The 14,843-nt window shown below is 65.9% G+C and carries 17 protein-coding genes and 1 tRNA gene; 6 read left to right on the forward strand and 12 right to left on the reverse strand.

The window, feature by feature from the left end; translation table 11 throughout:
- On the reverse strand, positions 1-698 hold a 698-nt coding region (locus tag B0W80_RS06380), incomplete at its 3' end, for a thiamine pyrophosphate-binding protein (RefSeq protein WP_256856504.1).
- 64 nt (positions 699-762) lie between these two features.
- Here B0W80_RS06380 and B0W80_RS06385 point away from each other — a divergent pair.
- Positions 763-1,257, forward strand: a complete 495-nt coding sequence (locus B0W80_RS06385) for an Lrp/AsnC family transcriptional regulator (RefSeq protein ID WP_179106844.1) — start codon at positions 763-765, stop codon at positions 1,255-1,257.
- Positions 1,258-1,285: 28 nt separating this feature from the next.
- Here the strand turns inward: B0W80_RS06385 and B0W80_RS06390 are convergent, their stop codons facing one another.
- Both B0W80_RS06390 and B0W80_RS06395 read right to left on the reverse strand, forming a co-directional pair.
- Positions 1,286-1,504, reverse strand: coding sequence for a hypothetical protein (locus tag B0W80_RS06390; RefSeq protein ID WP_076998285.1), 219 nt, complete (start codon positions 1,502-1,504; stop codon positions 1,286-1,288).
- A gap of 188 nt (positions 1,505-1,692) precedes the next feature.
- Complete coding sequence (locus B0W80_RS06395; protein WP_076998286.1) at positions 1,693-2,223, reverse strand: Lrp/AsnC family transcriptional regulator; 531 nt, start codon at positions 2,221-2,223, stop codon at positions 1,693-1,695.
- Between the two features lie 157 nt (positions 2,224-2,380).
- Here B0W80_RS06395 and B0W80_RS06400 point away from each other — a divergent pair, with 157 nt between their 5' ends.
- The gene (locus tag B0W80_RS06400; protein ID WP_076998287.1) at positions 2,381-3,397 is read left to right on the forward strand and encodes a 1-aminocyclopropane-1-carboxylate deaminase; all 1,017 of its coding nucleotides are present in this window, start codon (positions 2,381-2,383) and stop codon (positions 3,395-3,397) included.
- Between the two features lie 25 nt (positions 3,398-3,422).
- On the opposite strand, the gene B0W80_RS06405 is transcribed toward B0W80_RS06400, so the two are convergent.
- The 8 genes from B0W80_RS06405 to B0W80_RS06440 form a co-directional block, all read right to left on the reverse strand.
- Positions 3,423-4,520 (reverse strand): branched-chain amino acid aminotransferase, encoded by a 1,098-nt coding sequence (locus B0W80_RS06405; protein ID WP_076998288.1) that lies wholly within the window; start codon positions 4,518-4,520, stop codon positions 3,423-3,425.
- Positions 4,521-4,532: 12 nt separating this feature from the next.
- A tRNA-Ser gene (locus tag B0W80_RS06410) sits at positions 4,533-4,620 on the reverse strand.
- Positions 4,621-4,659: 39 nt separating this feature from the next.
- Positions 4,660-5,346 carry a TetR/AcrR family transcriptional regulator gene (locus B0W80_RS06415; RefSeq protein WP_076998289.1) on the reverse strand — a complete coding sequence of 229 codons (687 nt, stop codon included), beginning with the start codon at positions 5,344-5,346 and terminating at the stop codon, positions 4,660-4,662.
- A 10-nt stretch (positions 5,347-5,356) separates the two neighbouring features.
- Complete coding sequence (hemW, locus tag B0W80_RS06420) at positions 5,357-6,619, reverse strand: radical SAM family heme chaperone HemW (protein ID WP_076998380.1); 1,263 nt, start codon at positions 6,617-6,619, stop codon at positions 5,357-5,359.
- Between the two features lie 5 nt (positions 6,620-6,624).
- Positions 6,625-7,224: an RdgB/HAM1 family non-canonical purine NTP pyrophosphatase gene (gene rdgB / locus B0W80_RS06425; protein ID WP_076998290.1), complete on the reverse strand. Its 600-nt coding sequence runs from the start codon at positions 7,222-7,224 to the stop codon at positions 6,625-6,627.
- Between the two features lie 22 nt (positions 7,225-7,246).
- Positions 7,247-7,975 (reverse strand): ribonuclease PH, encoded by a 729-nt coding sequence (gene rph / locus B0W80_RS06430; RefSeq protein ID WP_076998291.1) that lies wholly within the window; start codon positions 7,973-7,975, stop codon positions 7,247-7,249.
- A gap of 28 nt (positions 7,976-8,003) precedes the next feature.
- Entirely contained in the window at positions 8,004-8,909 is a 906-nt protein-coding gene (locus B0W80_RS06435) for a PP2C family serine/threonine-protein phosphatase (RefSeq protein WP_076998292.1), read from the reverse strand.
- A gap of 82 nt (positions 8,910-8,991) precedes the next feature.
- Positions 8,992-9,999, reverse strand: a complete 1,008-nt coding sequence (locus B0W80_RS06440) for a serine/threonine-protein kinase (protein WP_076998293.1) — start codon at positions 9,997-9,999, stop codon at positions 8,992-8,994.
- A gap of 92 nt (positions 10,000-10,091) precedes the next feature.
- Here B0W80_RS06440 and B0W80_RS06445 point away from each other — a divergent pair, with 92 nt between their 5' ends.
- From B0W80_RS06445 to B0W80_RS06460, 4 genes are all read left to right on the forward strand, one after another.
- Entirely contained in the window at positions 10,092-11,006 is a 915-nt protein-coding gene (locus B0W80_RS06445) for a YicC/YloC family endoribonuclease (RefSeq protein WP_076998294.1), read from the forward strand.
- Between the two features lie 15 nt (positions 11,007-11,021).
- On the forward strand, positions 11,022-11,642 hold the full coding sequence (gene gmk, locus B0W80_RS06450) for a guanylate kinase (RefSeq protein WP_076998295.1): 621 nt from the start codon (positions 11,022-11,024) through the stop codon (positions 11,640-11,642).
- Between the two features lie 22 nt (positions 11,643-11,664).
- Positions 11,665-11,868, forward strand: a complete 204-nt coding sequence (gene rpoZ / locus B0W80_RS06455; protein WP_076998296.1) for a DNA-directed RNA polymerase subunit omega — start codon at positions 11,665-11,667, stop codon at positions 11,866-11,868.
- Between the two features lie 93 nt (positions 11,869-11,961).
- Positions 11,962-14,217: a bifunctional (p)ppGpp synthetase/guanosine-3',5'-bis(diphosphate) 3'-pyrophosphohydrolase gene (locus B0W80_RS06460; protein WP_076998297.1), complete on the forward strand. Its 2,256-nt coding sequence runs from the start codon at positions 11,962-11,964 to the stop codon at positions 14,215-14,217.
- Between the two features lie 9 nt (positions 14,218-14,226).
- Here the strand turns inward: B0W80_RS06460 and greB are convergent, their stop codons facing one another.
- Positions 14,227-14,796: a transcription elongation factor GreB gene (greB, locus tag B0W80_RS06465; RefSeq protein ID WP_076998298.1), complete on the reverse strand. Its 570-nt coding sequence runs from the start codon at positions 14,794-14,796 to the stop codon at positions 14,227-14,229.
- Positions 14,797-14,843 lie beyond the last annotated feature (47 nt).

Raw genomic sequence — 14,843 nt, forward strand, 5'->3', positions numbered from 1 at the left:
GCGGGCCCGGCGTTGACGAGGCCGCCACCGCCGTAGAACACCGGCCTGCGGGCGGTGGAGAGCAGGTCTGCCGCACGTTCGAGGCTCGCCTGCGAAAGGGGCGCGGGGACGTTGCGCCGTGCACGGGCAAGCGAGGGCGACGCCTCGGCTTCGCTGCCGGTCAGCGCCAGTTGCACGTCCTTCGGCACGTCCAGCAGCACCGGGCCCGGCCGGCCCGAGGCGGCAATCTCCAGCGCCTGCCGGACGCGCGCCGGGATGGCGTCGGCCGCGCGCAGCTGGTGGTTCCACTTGGTCACCGGCCTCGACATGCCGAGCGCATCGCTTTCCTGAAAAGCGTCAGTGCCGATCACCGCACTGGCCACCTGGCCGCTGATGCACAGCAGTGGCACCGAATCGCTGATGGCGTCGAGCAGCCCGGTGATGGTGTTGCCCACACCCGGCCCCGAAGTGACCAGCACCACGCCCACGCGCCCGGTGCTGCGCGCATAGCCCTCCGCCGCGTGGACGGCAGCCTGCTCGTGCCGAACCAGCACATGGCGCAGCCGCGGTTCGCCGTGCAGTGCGTCGTACAGCGGCAGTGCGGCACCGCCGGGGTAGCCGAAGATCGTGTCGACGCCGCAGTCGACGAGGGTCTGGAGCAGGGCTTGCGCGCCATTGCGCAGGGCGAGCAATGCAGGCGTGGGGGCGAGGGTTTGCATGCGTCGATTCTTCCGGCCTTCCTGCAGAATGTGCTTCGTTTTTCAGACGCATTGGGCTCATCTGATGAAGAACAATCGCAAAAAGCAATCCGATACCGAAGATTCTTTCGACAAGATCGACTTGGCGATCCTTCGCGTGCTGCTGCACGACTCGCGCAAGACACTGCAGGAGATCGGCGCGGAAGTCGGCTTGGCCGCCACCAGCTGCTGGAGCCGGATCAAGAAGCTGGAGGCCAATGGCGTCATCAAGCGCTACACGGTCGACGTCGACGCGGGCAAGCTGGGCTACCACGATTCGGTGATCGTGCAGCTCACGCTGGAAAGCCACAGCGACGAAACGCTCTACGAGTTCGGCCGCACGCTGGCCGCCATCCCGGAGATCCAGGAGGCATACCTCGTGTCAGGCGACTACGACTACTACATCCGCATCGCGGTGCGCGACACGCGCGACTACGAGCGCCTCCTGCGGGAGAAGCTCTACAAGATTCCCGGCATCCGGCACAGCCAGTCGCACTTCGTGCTGCGCGTGCTCAAGGAGGCGAGCGCGCCGCTGATCTGAGATGCGGGCGCGTACAGGAAGCTCGGTGTCAGCCGGGCTGGATCGGCGCCTTCGGAAGGAGCCCGGCGTCCTGCGCGTCCGCCTGCGGCTCTTCTTGCTGATGTTGCGGCACGCCACCGACCACCAGGCCGTGTTTCGCGATTCCCTTGACCAGGTGCCGTGGCACATGGTGCGTCTTCGCAAGCAATGCCAAGGCCTGGCTGCGGGCCGGTTCACAGGCCGGCAGCACCTTCTGCAATGAGCTCATCTGGGTCGTCCTCCTGGTCGCCGGAAAACGAAGACACGCAACGCCACGTCGGTGCGACGCGGCCATTCATCGCTGGAGAATGCGGCCCCGGCGCGACCGCGGACGGGCATTATGGGCCGCGCTGCGCGCCGGGCGCCAGCCAAAGGGCCTGATGCCGGCACGACCTTTGGCCTTTCGGGCCCAGGGCTTCACAAAGGGATCTGCGTCGTCGACAGCACCTGCTTGAGCACGATGAAGGACCGGATCTGCCGCACGCCGGGCAGGTAGAGCAACTGCTCGGCATGCAGGCGGTTGAAGCTCTCGCCGTCGCGGGTGCGAACCAGCATGAAGTAGTCGAACTCGCCGGTGACGACGTGGCATTCCATGCAGCCCGAGATCTTGACCGCTGCCTTCTCGAAGGCGGTGAAGGATTCGGGCGTCGATCGGTCGAGCACCACGCCGATCATCACCAACATCCCCGCGCCCAGCGCCTGGGCGTCGAGCAGCGCCACCGTGGCGCCGATCAGCCCGGCACGCCGGAGGCGCTCGACGCGGCGTAAGCAGGCAGGCGCACTCAGGTGGACCTTGGCAGCCAGGGCCACGTTGGAGAGAGACGCGTCGGCTTGCAGCAGGCGGAGGATGGCCTTGTCGGTGCGGTCCAGTGCGGGCGATGGGAGTGGCGGCGGTGGGGGTGCCGCCGATGCCGAGGTGCGGCGAACTTTTGTTGTGTTGGATGCCATGTTCGTGCAACTCCTCAACTTGATTGGGAAACTTGGATGCCGAATCGTGCGCAAACGGGACCATCTTCGCAACCCTATGACATCGCATTTTTTCTAGCATCGAACCCTTCCCACCATCACTCCCATCCATCCCTTCGATCCATTCCAAGGACCTGCCATGCAACTCCATCGCTTTCCCCGCCATCGCCTGACCTTCGGTCCGACGCCGATCCATCGCCTCGATCGCCTGAGCAAGCACCTGGGCGGCAAGGTCGAGCTCTACGCGAAGCGCGAGGACTGCAACAGCGGACTGGCCTTCGGCGGCAACAAGACTCGCAAGCTGGAATACCTGATCCCGGAGGCCCTGGCACAGGGCTGCGACACGCTGGTCTCCATCGGCGGCATCCAGTCGAACCAGACGCGCCAGGTGGCCGCCGTGGCCGCGCACCTGGGCATGAAGTGCGTGCTGGTGCAGGAGAACTGGGTCAACTATTCAGACGCGGTGTACGACCGCGTCGGCAACATCGAGATGTCGCGCATCCTGGGCGCCGACGTGCGCCTGGATGCGGCTGGCTTCGACATCGGCATCCGCCCGAGCTGGGAACAGGCGATGGACGACGTGCGCCGCGCCGGGGGCAAGCCTTTTCCGATTCCCGCCGGCTGCTCCGAGCATCCGCTCGGCGGCCTGGGTTTCGTCGGCTTCGCGGAAGAAGTGCGCCAGCAGGAAGCCGAGCTCGGCTTTCGCTTCGATTACATCGTGGTCTGCTCCGTGACGGGCAGCACGCAAGCCGGCATGGTGGTCGGGTTTGCGGCCGACGGACGGGCCGACCGGGTCATCGGCATCGACGCCTCGGCCAAGCCGGAGCAGACGCATGCGCAAATCCTGCGCATCGCCCGCAACACCGCGTCGCTGGTCGAACTGGGCCGCGACATCGCAGAGCGCGACGTGGTGCTCGACACCCGCTACGGCGGACCTGAATACGGCTTACCCAGCGAGGGCACGCTGGAAGCCATCCGCCTGTGTGCGCGGCAGGAAGGCATGCTGACCGACCCCGTGTACGAGGGCAAGTCGATGCACGGGATGATCGACAAGGTGCGGCGCGGCGAATTCGAGCCCGGCTCGAAGGTGCTGTACGCGCACCTGGGCGGCGTGCCGGCCTTGAACGCCTACAGCTTTCTGTTCCGGAACGGCTGAGACCGCCGGGCGGCGGCCGGGGACATCAGGAAAGCAGCGTCATCCAGCCGTGCGGGTCGGGCGTGCGCCCTTGCTGGATGCCCAGCAGCGCCGCCTTGAGCCGGCCCGTGACAGGACCGGCACCGCCGTCGCCGATCGTGATCTCGTGCCGGCGCCCCTTCACCTTGCCGATGGGCGTGACCACCGCGGCGGTGCCGCAGGCGAAGGCTTCGCGCAACTTGCCGCTCGCGGCATCGGCCTGCCACTGATCGATGGCGTAGGGCTCTTCGCGCACCGTGAGGCCCATGTCGCGGGCCAGCACGATCAGCGATTCGCGCGTGATGCCCGGCAGGATGGTGCCGCCCAGCGGCGGCGTCTGCAGCGAGCCATCGTCGAAGACAAAAAACACGTTCATGCCGCCGAGCTCTTCGACCCAGCGCCGCTCCACGGCGTCGAGAAACACCACCTGGTCGCATCCCTCGCGCGAAGCCTCGGCCTGCGCGGCCAGGCTCGCGGCGTAGTTGCCGCCGCACTTCGCGTCGCCCGTTCCGCCGGGCGCTGCGCGGGTGTAGTTGTCGGACACCCAGATCGTCACGGCCGGCGCCCCGCCCTTGAAGTAGGAGCCGACCGGCGACGCGATGACGCAGTACAGGTACTCGGAAGAGGGCTTCACGCCGACCAGCACCTCGGTCGCGATCATGAAGGGCCGCAGGTAGAGGGCGGCGCCATCGGAGCTGGGGATCCAGTCCCGGTCGATGCGCACCAGCTCGCGCACCGATTCGATAAAGAGCTCTTCGGGCAGCGGCGCCATCGCAAGGCGCGTGGCCGAATTGCGGAAGCGCCGCGCGTTGGCGTCGGGGCGGAACAAGGCGGCGCCGCCATCGGCGAGGCGGTAGGCCTTCAGTCCCTCGAAGATCTCCTGCGCGTAGTGCAGCACCAGCGTCGCGGGGTTGAGCGTGAAGTCGCGCCGCGCCTCGATCTTCGCGTCGTGCCAGCCACGCTCTGCCGAATAGCGCGCGGTGGCCATGTGGTCGGTGAAGACCCTGCCGAATGCCGGATCCTGCAACAGCTGCGCGCGTTCGGCGGCTGCGACAGGCTGGGTGTTTCGTTCGATCGAGAAGGTCGATTTGCCGTCGTTGCTCATGTGTGCTGCTCCTGGCGGAGAGTGTGAGATTCGAACTCACGGACGGTTGCCCGTCGGCAGTTTTCAAGACTGCTGGTTTAAACCACTCACCCAACTCTCCGGAACCTGCCCGCAGGGCGCGGGACATGGGGGCACGATTCTAGTCCGGGCCGCCTTCGGCTTTTTCTCCCGTGGCAGGGGCCGGCGTCCAGCCGCGCAGCACCAGGCCCACGATGCCTTCGGCCCAGGCGCGCCGTTCTTCAGGCCCCGCCAGCGGTTTTGAGATGAAGAAGCGCACGCCGCCGAAGGCGAGCGTGGACAGTTGCACGGCCGCCAGTTCGGGATCGGGCACATGAAGCTTGCCGGTGCGCTGCGCCTCCGTCAGGTAGTCGACCACCGGCGCCAGGACGAAGCTGTTCTCCGCGTAGAGCGATTTGGCGAGCTCGGGGAAACGCACGGCCTCGGCGATGACGAGGCGCAGCAGCGCCAAGGTTTGCGTTTCCGTGGCGCCCAGGTACATGCGCTCGACCAGGTCCAGCAGCACCTGCCGCGCGTCCGCATCGGAGCGCACCAGGGTGGCCTGCATGTTGTCGCGGGCATTGGTCACCGCCCGGTGCACGACCTCGCGGAACAAGGCTTCCTTGTTCTCGAACTGGCGGTAGATGGTGATCTTGGCCACGCCGGCGTCGCGCGCGATCGCCTCGATGCTGGTGGCCGCGTAGCCCTGCTGCAGAAAGGACTTCAGCGCCGCGGACAAAAAGGATTCGCGCAAGGCCGCAGCCTGCTCCGGACTGGGACGTCCGCGGGAGCGACGCTTGACTTCTTCCGGCATGGTGGGGGTGGACATGAGAGCACTCTCAACGATCAGGGAGAAAAATGGCCTGCAGGTCACTCAGGAAATCGAAGCCACGGTCGGTGGGCCAGACACGCGACAAATCGCGTTCGACCAAGCCCTTGCGTTCCGCTTCCTCGAGCCCGCGCTGGATCGATGTGATGGCCAGGCCGGTGCGCTCGCCGAACTGAGCCAGCGTGAAGCCCGACTTCAGGCGCAGCGTGTTGAGCATGTACTCGAAAGGCAACTCGGCGATGCCGACCTCGTCGCTCTGCGCGACCGCTCGGGCAGCCAGCGCGTTGTCCATGTAGAGGCGCGGCTCGCGAAAACGCACCTGGCGCACGATGCGGTGGGCGAAGCTCAGCTTGCTATGCGCACCGGCACCGATGCCGAGGTAGTCGCCGAACTGCCAGTAGTTGGCGTTGTGCAGGCACTGGTGTCCGGCCCGCGCATAAGCCGAGACCTCGTAGCGACCCAAGCCGGCCGGGCCTGTGCGCTCGGTGATGCGGTCGAGCATGTCGTAGGCGATGTCGTCTTCGGGCAGCGCCGGCGGAAACTTGGCGAAGTAGGTATTGGGCTCGATGGTCAGGTGGTAGACCGACAGATGCGGCGGCGCGAGGGCCAGCGCCTGGTCGAGGTCGGCATCGAGCTGCTCGAGCGTCTGGCCCGGCAGCGCGTACATCAAATCGAGGTTGAAAGTGTCGAAGGCTTGTGCAGCCTCTTCCACCGCTGCGATGGCCTGGGCGCGGTCATGCACGCGGCCGAGGGCCTTCAGGTGCGCATCATCGAAGCTCTGCACGCCGACGGACAGCCGCGTGACGCCGGCGGCGCGGTAGCCACGGAAGCGGTCTCGCTCGAAAGTACCGGGGTTCGCCTCGAGCGTGATCTCGCAATCGGGCGCCAGCTTGAGCCGCGCTCGCAGGTCACCCAGCAGGCGGTCGATGGCGGCCGGCGAGAACAGGCTGGGCGTGCCGCCGCCGATGAAGATGCTGTGCACGCTGCGGCCCCAGATCAGCGGCAGCGCCGCATCGAGGTCGGCGATCAGGGCGTCGAGATAGCGCTGCTCGGGCAGGGGCGCATCGCCCTCTGCACTGCCGCCGCGCCATTCGTGCGAGTTGAAGTCGCAGTACGGGCATTTGCGCAGGCACCACGGCATGTGGACGTACAGCGACAAGGGCGGCAAGGCCGTGAGCTGCAGCGGGCCGGGGCGCATCCAGTGCAATACGTCGTTGGCTCGCTCCGCTGCGCCTGCGCGCCCCTGCGTGCGGTCGTCGACGATCGGGACGATCACGCTCACAGCCAGCGCTCCCGCATCAGGGCCAGCATGGCACGCGCCGCCTGGCCGCGGTGGCTGTGCGCGTTTTTCACCTCGGCCGGCAATTGGGCGAAGGTTTTGCCGAACTGGGACAGCCACATGACCGGGTCGAAGCCGAAGCCGTTGTCGCCGATGGGCTCGCGTGTGATCAAACCGGCGGCACGACCGACCGCGATGAGCGGCTCCGGATCGTTGGGACTGCGCAGCGCCACCAGTGTGCTGACGAGCGCGGCGCGGCGGTCTTCGACGTCGGCCATCTGCTCGAGCAAGGCGCGCACGTTGTTGCCGTCGCCCTTCTCGTAGCCGAACTGCGTCGCATAGTAGGCGGTGGCGACGCCGGGCAGCCCACCGAAGGCTTCGACGCACAGGCCGGCATCGTCGGCGATGGCGGGCAGGCCCGTCGCCTGGGCGGCGTGACGGGCCTTGGCAAGCGCGTTCTCGACGAAGGTGTGAAAAGGCTCGTCCGCCTCGCCCACGCCGAGTTCCGACTGCCGCACCAGGGCGACGTCGAGCGGGGCGAACAGCTGCTGCAGCTCGGCGAGCTTGCCGGCATTGTTGGAGGCGAGGACCAGTTTCATCGTCGATCCAAGGCCCGCGGCATTACCCGGCAAAGGCCTGCGCCTGGAGCGCGGTGAGTTCGGCGATGCCCTTCTCGGCCAGCCCCAGCAGCGCGTTCATCTCGTCGCGCGAGAAGGCGGCCCCTTCGGCTGTGCCCTGCACTTCCACAAAATGGCCGGCGCCGGTCATGACCACGTTCATGTCGGTGTCGCAGGCCGAGTCTTCGACGTATTCGAGGTCGAGCAGCGGCGTGCCCTGCACGATGCCGACCGACACGGCAGCCACGTGGCTGCGAATCGGCGATGCCGCCAGGGTGCCTGCGGCCAGGAGCTTGTTGACCGCATCTTGGGCCGCGACGAAGGCACCGGTGATGGCGGCCGTGCGGGTGCCGCCGTCGGCCTGGAGCACGTCGCAATCGAGGTGGATGGTGCGCTCGCCGAGCGCTGCCAGGTCGAACACGGCACGCATCGAGCGACCGATCAGGCGCTGGATTTCCTGCGTGCGGCCGCTCTGCTTGCCGCGCGCGGCCTCGCGGTCGCTACGCGTGTGCGTGGCGCGCGGCAGCATGCCGTATTCGGCCGTGACCCAGCCCTCGCCGCTGCCACGCTTGTGCGGGGGCACCTTTTCTTCGACCGACGCGGTGCACAGCACGCGCGTCTGGCCGAACTCGATCAGCACCGAGCCCTCGGCGTGGATGGTGAAGCCGCGCGTGATGCGGACCGGCCGCAGCTGGTCGGCGGCACGTGCGCCGCTTCGTACGAAATCTGTCATGTCGAACCCGGAAAAGAAAGAAGGAAAGTCAGGACTTGCGGGCAGCCGAACGCTTGATGGCTTCGTTGATCTCGGCGATGGAGCGCTCGATCGCATCCTCGTCGAGATCGTCGAGCTCGCTGTCGGAGGGCATGCCGGCCTGGATGGTGGAGGCGAACACGCCGTCGCTGATGCTGTCGGTGGAGACGCCACGCGCCTGGCCGGGTGCGTCGGGCGTTTCCCATTCGAGCGCGATCAGCGTCACGTTGTCGCTGTGCGTGCCGCCGTTGCGCAGCGCCATTTCGGCGAGGTCGGGGGCGGCATCGGAAACCGGCTTGCCGGACGAGAGCGTCCGCACGACGAGGTTTTCGTCAAGCACGCTCCACAGGCCGTCGGAGCACAGCATGATGCGGTCGCCGCGCTGCAACGGCAGCGGCGCGGAGATGTCGAAGAGCGGCGTGGTGGGCGAACCGAGGCAGGTCAGCAGCAGGTTGCGGTTGACGACATCGTTGCCGCCGCCGGGCCGCGGCCGCTCGGCATGGGAATGGTCGCGTGTGCGCATCAGCATGGCGCCGTCGCGGATCACGTAGAGCCGCGAATCGCCGCAATGAACCCAGGTGGCCGCATTGCCCTGGATGACCGCCGCTACCACGGTGGTGCGCGGGGTGTCGAGCATGCCCTTGTTGCCGGCGTACCGCATGATCTGCTGGTGCGCCGCCATCACCGCGGAAGTGAGGAAGGCTTTCACGTCCTTCAGGAGCGGCCTCGCTTCACGCTGGTAGAGCGCTGCGATGGTCTGCAGCGCCATTTGCGCCGCCACCTCGCCTTCGGGATGCCCGCCCATGCCGTCGGCCAGAACGAACAGGCCCGATTCGCGCGTGTAGCAATAGCCCATGCGGTCTTCGTTCTTGAGACGGCCGCCTTTGCGGCTGACCTGGAAGACGGAGAACTTCACAGCGCCCCCCCAAGCGCCCGATGGGCAGCGAACTTCCCCGAGCGGGGCAGCGCAAACACGGAGTGAGAAGCGTGGGGAGTCGTCATGCCGGGCGTGTCGTTGGGGCTGCGGCCTTGGGCAGGCCCTTCTTCTCGAAAGAACGCATGTTGTCGATCGACAGGCGCACTTTTTCGCTCACGGTGAGCTTGGTGTAGCGGCGCTCGCCTTCGCGGCTCAGCTCTTTCTGCAGGGCGAACACGGATTGCGGACGCGAGAGCGGGTCGAGCGACATGCACCATTCGACCACCTCGATCAGGTTGTCGGAATAGATGCCGCGCAGGCGCGACAGCGACAGGCCGAGCCTGTCTTTCTCGATGCGCTGAGGCGCGTCGTTGGGCGGGTAGCCCTGCATGCACGCATAGATGCAGGCGCCGATGGCGTAGATGTCGGTCCACGGGCCCATGGATGAGTCGCGGCGGTACATCTCGGGGGCGGCGAAGCCGGGGGTGTACATGGGGCGGATGAAGTTGCCTTCTTTCGACAGCACTTCGCGCGCGGCCCCGAAGTCGATCATCACCGCGCGGTCGTCGTCGGTCACGAAGATGTTGGCGGGCTTGATGTCCAGGTGCAGCATCTTGTGCTGGTGCACGATGCGCAGGCCGCGCAGGATCTCGTCGAAGAGCGAACGGATGGTGGACTCGCGGAACACCTTCTGCTTCTTGAGATCGCGTGCGGTCACGATGAAGTCCTGCAGGGTCGCGCCCTCCAGGTAGTTCATGACCATGTAGACGGTTTCGTTCTCGCGGAAGAAGTTGAGCACGCTGACGACCGAAGCATGCGAGATCTGTGCGAGCGAACGGCCCTCTTCGAAGAAGCTTTTCAGGCCCAGGCGATACAGAGAAAGCTTCTCGGGCGACACTTGCGGCGCCAACTCACCGGTGCCGCGCGTGGCCAGCGAAGATGGGAGGTATTCCTTGATCGCGACCTGCTGCCCCGAATGATCGACGGCGAGGTAGACGACGCCGAAACCACCGGCGGAGATACGGCGCACGACGCGGTATCCGCCGATGACCGTGTCAGGCAACAAGGGCGAAGGTTTGACCTTTGACATAATCCGGGAGTTTCGCCCGAAGACAGGGGTGCGGCAAGCAAAGGCGCCGCCGCCGTCTCGGCGCGTGGACACGAAATCAAGAGCGAGGCGCAATGCCAGTTTACAGCATGACCGGCTATGCCAGCGGCCAAAGCGGCGCAGGCGGCGGACACACGGACGCCGAGGCCAAAGCCGTCGCGACGGGCCGGCTCGGAGTCGAAATCCGTTCGGTGAACAGCCGTTTTCTCGACCTCACCTTCAAGCTGCCGGAAGAGCTTCGACAGCACGAACCCTTGCTGCGCGAACTGCTCACGGCGCAGCTCAAGCGCGGCAAGGTGGAGCTGCGTGCGGCGATCGAAAGCGGGGCCGCAGGCAACGTGGGCGATCCTTCGACCAAGCTGCTGCAGCGCCTCAATGGACTGCAGGACCACGTTCTCGCATGGCTGCCAGGTGCGCGCGAACTCAGCGTGGCGGACGTTCTACGGCTCGCAGCCGGTGACACGAGCGGCAAGAGCGACTGGAGCGCCGACCTCTCCGAGCTGACGACGAGGACGCTCGAGGGACTCGTGACCGCTCGCGAGCGCGAGGGCGCACGACTGGCCACGATGCTCCAGGACCATTTGGCCCAGCTGCGCGCCCTGGTCGAGCAGGCGCGCCCTTTGGTGCCGCAACTGGTCGAGCAGCAGCGCAACCGCTTTCTCGAGCGCTGGCAGGACGCCATGGGTGCGACGGGCGGCCCGCCGCCCGAAGCTGCGCAAGACCGCGCATTGACCGAAGCCACGGCCTTCGCGATCCGGATCGACGTTGCGGAAGAGCTGACGCGGCTGGGGTCGCACTTGGACGAGATCGAAAGGCTGGTCAAGAAGGGGGGCGAGATCGGCAAGCGCCTTGATTTCCTGATCCAGGAGCTGCATCGCGAAGCGAATACGCTGGGGTCGAAGTCGGCCACGCTCGAACTCACGCGCATCGGCGTGGACATGAAGGTCCTGGTCGAGCAGATGCGCGAGCAGGTCCAGAACATCGAATAGGCAGGGCAGGCAAGAATGGATTACCCCGGCAACATCTTCGTGGTCGCCGCTCCCAGCGGCGCCGGCAAATCGAGTCTGGTCAAGGCGCTCATGGAGCTCGATTCGGCGGTGCAGCCTTCGGTATCGCACACCACCCGGCCGCCGCGGGGCCAGGAGAAGCATGGGCGCGAGTATTTCTTCGTGCCGCACGGCGACTTCGACGCGATGGTCGAGGCCGACGCTTTCGTCGAGTGGGCGCACGTCCACGGGCAGCGCTACGGTACTTCCAAGAAAGCGATCGAAGACCGCATTGCCAAAGGGGCGGATGTGATCCTGGAGATCGATTTCCAGGGGGCGACCCAGATCCGCAAGACCTTCGCCAATGCGGTCACCATCTTCATCCTGCCGCCCAGCTGGGAAGAACTCAGGTCGAGGCTCGAACGGCGCGGCGAAGACAGCGCCGAAATCATCGAGCTGCGCCTGCAAAACGCTGGCGAAGAGATGGCACGCGCCAACGAATTCGACTTCGTTATAATCAACGAGTTATTTGAGCGCGCACTTTTCGACCTGAAGGCGATTGTCCACGCTCAGCGGCTTCGGTATTCCGCACAGCGCCGCGCACGTGCCGACACCTTTGCCGCCCTGAACATTCCCTGATCTCGTACGCCGAAAGACCTCCATGGCCCGCATCACCGTCGAAGACTGCCTCGAGCACATTCCCAACCGCTTCCAGCTCGTGCTGGCTGCCACGTACCGCGCTCGCATGTTGAGCCAGGGCCATGCGCCCAAGATCGAGAGCAAGAACAAGCCGGGCGTCACTGCCCTGCGCGAAATTGCAGAAGGCAAGATCGGACTGGAAATGCTCAAGAAGGTCCCCGGCTGAGCTGACGCACAGCTGCAACAAACAAGCACCGCATCGCGGTGCTTTTTTGTTGCGCAAAGACATCGAACCGGCTGCCAAGCTACAGTGGTAAGAATGAGTGCGGTTGTCAAGTCCCCGTCGGATGCTCCAAAAGGAACGCCCCGGCCCAGCCCTGCGGCGCTGAATGCGGCCGCGGCCAGCTTTGCCGCGCTGACCGACCGCCTCGACTACCTGGGCGCCGACGATGTGGAGCAGGTGCGTCGCGCCTATCGCTTCGCGGACGAAGCGCATCTGGGGCAGCTGCGCAACAGCGGCGAGCCCTACATCACGCATCCGATCGCCGTGGCCGCGCAATGCGCAGAATGGAAGCTCGATGCGCAGGCCTTGATGGCCGCCCTGCTTCACGACGCGATCGAGGATTGCGGCGTCACCAAGGTGGAGCTGATCGAACGGTTTGGCGCCCCGGTAGCCGAACTGGTCGATGGCCTCACCAAGCTGGACAAGCTGCGCTTCAACACACGCGAGGAGAACCAGGCCGAGTCCTTCCGCAAGATGCTGCTGGCGATGGCGAGAGACGTGCGCGTCATCCTGGTCAAGCTGGCGGATCGCACGCACAACATGCGCACTCTCGAAGATGCGCCGCGGGAAAAGTGGGCCCGCATCTCCCGCGAGACGCTCGAGATCTACGCGCCGATCGCGCATCGGCTCGGCCTCAACCAGACTTACCGCGAACTGCAGGACCTCTCGTTCCGCCACTCGCGCCCTTGGCGCTACACGATCCTCGCCAAGGCAGTGGCCAAGGCCCGCGGTCGGCGACGCGACCTGATCCAGAAGGTCCAGCAGGAGCTCGAAGCCGCGTTTGCCGGCGCGAACATGAGCGTGCGCATCGCCGGTCGGGAAAAAACGCTGTACTCCATCTACCGCAAGATGGAAGAGAAGCACCTGAGCTTTGCCCAGGTGACCGACATCTACGGTTTCCGCTTGATCGTGCCTTCGGTGATCGCCTGCTACACCGGCCTGGGCATCCTGCATCAGATGTACAAGCCGCTGCCGGGCAAGTTCAAGGATCACATCGCGATCGCAAAGCTCAATGGCTACCAGTCGCTGCACACCACCCTGGTGGGGCCGGCCGGTGTGAGCGTCGAGTTCCAGTTGCGCACCGAGGCCATGCACGTAGTCGCCGAGTCGGGCGTGGCCGCCCATTGGCTCTACAAGGCAGCCGAGCCGAGCGCACCCACCGGCGATCGCCTGGGCACCAAGTGGCTGCAATCCCTGCTGGACATCCAGGACGAGACGCGCGACGCCGCGGAGTTCTGGGACCACGTCAAGGTCGACCTTTTTCCCGATGCGGTGTATGTCTTCACGCCCAAGAGCCAGATCCTGGCGCTGCCGCGTGGCGCCACCGTCGTCGATTTTGCCTACGCGATTCATAGCAACATCGGCGATCACACCTCCGCTGCACGCATCAACGGCGACCAGGTTCCGCTTCGCACCGAGCTCAAGAACGGCGACGTTGTGGAGGTCATCACCGCGCCGGTGTCGACGCCAAACCCCGCTTGGCTAGGCTTCGTGCGCACCGGCCGCGCCCGGTCGAAGATTCGCCATTACCTCAAGACCCTGGCCCACGCCGAGTCCGAGGGCTTGGGAGAAAAACTATTGGCGCAGGCGTTGCGCGCCGAGGGCCTTGGCACCTTGCCTGGCGACGACGACGAGCATCAGCAGATCTGGGACAAGCTGCTGCGCTTCACCGGAAACCGAACCCGCTCGGAGTTGCTGACCGACATCGGCCTGGGCAAGCGCATCGCGAGCATCGTCGCCAAACGCCTGATGGCCCTGCTCGCCGAGCGAGGCGAGAAGCCTGACGCGCTGATGCTCAGCCGCGAGCGCTTCGCGGCGCACGACGCCGTCTCGCAAGGCGCCGTCACCCTGGACGGCAGCGAAAACTCATCGGTGCGCTTCGCGCTCTGCTGCAGGCCGATTCCCGACGATCCGATCGTGGGCTATCTGGGCCACGGTGAAGGGCTTGTGGTTCACACCGAGGCTTGCGGCGTCGGCCAGCGGCTGCGGCACAAGGACAGCGAGCGTTTCTTCGCCGTGGAATGGGCCGACGAGCCCGTCCGGACATTCGAGACGGGCGTGGTCATCACCGTGCGCAACGACAAGGGCGTGTTGGCGCGCGTCGCCGCCACCCTCGCGGAAGCGGAGGCCGATATCACACATGTGGAGATGGCCGACGAAACACCGCAAGACTCGACCGACTTGCGTTTCGTCATCGCGGTACGGGACCGGACGCATCTCGAAGCGGTGCTGCGAGCCGCCCGGCGCACGCCCTCTGTGCTCGCGGCGTCTCGCACCGTTCCTGCGCCCTGAGGCTGCGGTTCAATTCTCCGTGGGGGTCGCCGGATAGCTCACCGAGAGAATCTCGATGTCATGCACGCCGCCGGGCGTCGAGAGCCTGACCACGTCGCCCTCGCGATGTTTGAGCAAGGCCCGCGCGATCGGCGAGATCCAACTCACTTGCTGACGCGCGCTATCGGCCTCGTCGATGCCCATGATGGTCAACTCGCGCTCGTCGCCCGTTTCATCGGCGTAACGCACCGTCGCGCCGAAAAATACCTGGTCTCGGCCGTGGTGAATCGTGGGGTCAGTGACCTCCGCCACCTCGAGGCGCTTTGTCAGAAATCGGATGCGCCGATCGATCTCGCGAAGGCGCTTCTTGCCGTACAGATAGTCGCCGTTCTCCGAGCGGTCGCCATTCTTCGCGGCCCAGTGAACCGCCTCGACCACCTTCGGCCTGTCGAGATCCATCAGCTGAATCAACTCGCTGCGAAGGCGGGCATGACCGCGGGGCGTGATGTAGTTCTTGGCTCCCGGCGGCAACGCCGGAAGACCTCCGGCAGCGTCATCGTCGTCGTCCGCATCGGTTTCTTTGGTGAATGCCTTGCTCATCAGCGCATCCTACAAAGGAAAAATGCCCGCGACCTTCGGTGCGGGCA

Source organism: Variovorax sp. KK3 (assembly GCF_001984055.1).
Taxonomy (GTDB): domain Bacteria; phylum Pseudomonadota; class Gammaproteobacteria; order Burkholderiales; family Burkholderiaceae_C; genus Variovorax.